Source organism: Clostridium sp. AF36-4 (assembly GCF_003435975.1).
Classification (GTDB): domain Bacteria; phylum Bacillota; class Clostridia; order Lachnospirales; family Lachnospiraceae; genus Eubacterium_F.
Genome location: NZ_QTVH01000072.1, coordinates 1 through 537 on the forward strand (window position 1 = coordinate 1; position 537 = coordinate 537).

A 537-nucleotide genomic window follows, 5' to 3' on the forward strand; every position below is an offset into this window, starting at 1 on the left:
AACGGCTTTGTGCTTACGGCGGCAACCGTCGATGGAAGCCGGGAAACCTATACATACCGAACCGTGGAACGGATGATGAATACTTCCGGAGCGGGAATCGCTTCCCAGCGAGTTTCCACCAACCAGAGCTACCTTTTGACAAAATGTAAGGCAAACGGCAGTGAGACCCACTATGAGTACCGTGCCTGCTCGCTGCGCGGTGAAAAAGAAGTGGGAACCGGGCAGAAGAGGGATGTGGTGACGGAGCAGTTTTATGTCACCAGAGAGTATGAAAAAGACAATAAAACCGGAAAGAAATCAAACGGTACAAAGTATGACTATTTCCAGAAAAAAGGAACCGACGGACTCCGTTCCTATGACGATTTCAGGGAGCGGGAAAAAGACGATAAGGGCAACTGGAAAACCGCTTATGAAGTCTGGCAGTACGGAAATGAAGGACTCCGCACGGTAACGGTTGTCAGCAGCTTTAATCCGAATAAATATAAAACCAACAAAAAGTATTATGATTATACCTATAAGAAATCCAAAATTAACCCG

General features: G+C 46.6%; 1 protein-coding gene. It reads left to right on the plus strand.

The features are described from left to right. Nucleotides 1-537, plus strand: a 537-nt coding sequence (locus DW005_RS13960; protein ID WP_207658756.1) for a hypothetical protein, incomplete at both ends; no start/stop codon positions are given.